This window comes from Chelativorans xinjiangensis (assembly GCF_009812055.1).
Taxonomy (GTDB): domain Bacteria; phylum Pseudomonadota; class Alphaproteobacteria; order Rhizobiales; family Rhizobiaceae; genus Chelativorans; species Chelativorans xinjiangense.
In genome coordinates this window covers 1-2,732 of sequence record NZ_WQNH01000109.1, presented here as the reverse complement: position 1 = coordinate 2,732, position 2,732 = coordinate 1, and the positions used below count along the sequence as shown (strand labels likewise).

Sequence of the window (2,732 nt, the reverse complement as noted above, 5' to 3'; positions counted from 1 at the left end):
ACCCAGCGCTCCCGGCACCGCCGGCCTGTCGCGGGCCCTCAGGCCTCCGGGTACCGAGCCCGAAGGGAGAGGTCTCCGCCGCTCTCCCGAACACCCGGTGCGCATCCGGTTCCCGCGAGAGCGATGGGAGGATTTTAAGGGCAGGCTGGGCAGGGGGGAGTTGGAGAATTTTTTCTGCAGCGAGTGAAACCAATGGGTTGTCGGGAAAGAAAAAAAATTGTTGCCACATTTTATCCCCGCGCAGGCGAGGCATCGCCGGCTGAGATGAAGGGTGCCCGCCGCCTTTCCAACGCGCGTCATCCCACCCGCGCGCGTCATCCCTACCCGCGCGCGTCATCCCGGAAAGCCGAAAGGCTTGTCCGGGACCCATTCCGTGACTCGTCCACCTTCCGGCCCGCTTCGCCGGAGCTTCAGCGAGGCGAGAATGGGTCCCGGACAGTCTCCGCTTCGCTCCGACTTCCGGGATGACGCGCGGGCGGTGGGGTGGGGATGGACACGCAGTACGCGCATGTCGTCGCGCGGCCGGGATGATGCGGGTATCTCCATTTGTCGGGCCAACTGGAAATGTTCAACCTGTCGGCCGGCCTACCGCTTCGAAAACGCCAGGCGGTATTGCACAGGTGATGTCTTCAGGCGGGTGGCGAAATGTTGGCGGAGGGAGGCCGAGGTGCCGAAGCCGGCTTCGAAGGCGATCTCCTCGACGGAACGGGCGGTGGTCTCCAGAAGCTTTTGCGCCAGCATCACCCGCTGGTCGGTCAGCCAGTTGCCGAAGCTGGTTCCGTATGCCTTCTGGAAACGGCGCGTGAATGTCCTGCGCGACATCATCGCCTCCGCCGCCACCGTATCGAGACTGTGCGGCCGGTCGAGCCTCGCACGCACCTTGTCGACGACGCGGGCGAGCTTGTCCGCAGTCGGCGCGCTGCGCACCGGCGGCTCGATGAACTGGGCCTGGCCGCCCTGGCGGTGCGGGGCCAGAACCAGGTTGCGCGCGAGCCGCAGCGCGGCTTCCGCGCCATAGCGCTTGCGCATGATGTGGAGGCAGCAGTCGAGCCCGGCCGCCACGCCGGCCGACGTTATGACGTCGCCATTATCGACATAGAGAACCTCCGGCCGCAGCTTCACCTCGGGATAGAGCGCGCCGAACCGCTCGGCAAAGGCCCAATGGGTGGTGGCCTCGCGCCCGTCGAGGAGCCCCGCCGCCGCTATCGGGAAGGCGCCGAGGCACAGGCCGACGATCAGCGCCCCGCGCCGGTGCGCCTCGACAAGCGCCTCGGTCAGGGCGCCGGGCGGTGCCCGGTCGAGGTCACGCCAGCTCGGCACGATGACGATCTCGGCATTGGCAAGGTCTGCCAGCCGGTAGGGCGTGGTGAAATCGAGGCCGGCTTCCGTGGCGAGCCGCCCGTCCTCGAGGGCGCAGACGCGGAAATCGAAGCGCGGCAGGCCGAACGCCTCGCGGTCCTCGCCGAAGACGAGGCAGGGCACCGACAGGTGGAACGGACTGATGCCGTCGAAGGCGACGGCGGCGATTACGGGATCCGGCATGTATGGATTCTTGAGTCCTTGATTGGACCCCCACCCCTCACCCCTCCCCTCAAGAGGGAGGGGGATTCTGAGGCGTCGGCGCCCCCCTCCCCCTTGAGGGGAGGGGTAAGGGGTGGGGGTTCCGGTGGAGCCGACAAAGATGACTCATATGCGATAGCCCTGGGCATGGCGGGGCTGCTCCTCTGAGGTGGTGGAAAATGTCCCAATTCTTTCGGATAATGTCAATCAGGCCAATTTCACGCTGGAGCCGGACCGTTACGATGCGTGCGGAAGGCTTGCAGCAAACGGAGAAAACCATGCCGCAGAACGCAACGAACCCCAGCCCCAAGCGTGCCCTGATCGTTATCGACGTGCAGAACGACTATGACGGGGGCAATCTTGCGATCCGATATCCGCCGTTCAAGGGCAGCATCGCCAATGTGGCGCGCGCCATGGAGGAGGGCCGCAAGAAGGGGGTGAAGGTGGTGGTCGTCAGGCACCGCGCGCCGAAGGAGTCGCCCGTCTTTGCCGAGGGCAGCCACGGCGCCGAGCTGCACGAGGCGGTCAAGGCGCGCCCGTCCGACCACTTCATCGAAAAGACCCTGCCGAGCGCCTTCACCGGCACCGATCTGGAGCTTTGGCTGAGGAACAACGGGATCGATACGCTGACGATCGCCGGCTACATGACGCACCACTGCGACCTGTCGACGACGCTTCACGCCGCGCATATGGGCTTTTCGGTCGAGTTCCTCTCGGACGCCACGGGCACGCTGCCCTACGAAAACAGCGCCGGTTCGGCCTCGGCGGAGGAAATCCACCGCGTGGTGAGCGTGGTGCTGCAGGCGGGCTTTGCGGCGGTGCTGACCACCGCAGAATGGATCGACTGCCTGGGGAGCGGAGCGGTGCCCGAGCGGGACAACCCCTACGCCTCCAACCAGCGGGCGATCGCGGGGAGTGTGGCGGCGTAAGGGTGGTCGGAGAGGCCGGCGCCCCTTCGCGCCCCCCTCTGTCCTGCCGGACATCTCCCCCACGAGGGGGGAGATTGGCTGTCATCGTCGCTTTCGCCAACTTGCAACGTGGCAGAAGAAGTGCCGGAGCGAGCGGCCGGCGTAATCTCCCCCCTCGAGGGCAGGGCTATCGCATATGAGTAAAGAGCTCATGGAAGAAGTCTCTATTCCAGTTTGCGCGGCGCATTTTACTGGCGATTGGCT

At 65.8% G+C, this 2,732-nt stretch carries 2 protein-coding genes; one reads left to right on the top strand and one right to left on the bottom strand.

Annotated elements, in window-relative coordinates; translation table 11 throughout:
• Positions 1–585: 585 nt before the first annotated feature.
• The gene (locus tag GM910_RS26815; RefSeq protein WP_159593941.1) at positions 586–1,542 is read right to left on the bottom strand and encodes a GlxA family transcriptional regulator; all 957 of its coding nucleotides are present in this window, start codon (positions 1,540–1,542) and stop codon (positions 586–588) included.
• A 296-nt stretch (positions 1,543–1,838) separates the two neighbouring features.
• Between GM910_RS26815 and GM910_RS26810 the strand changes: the two genes are divergently transcribed.
• Positions 1,839–2,489, top strand: coding sequence for a cysteine hydrolase family protein (locus tag GM910_RS26810; protein WP_159593939.1), 651 nt, complete (start codon positions 1,839–1,841; stop codon positions 2,487–2,489).
• Positions 2,490–2,732: the final 243 nt, after the last annotated feature.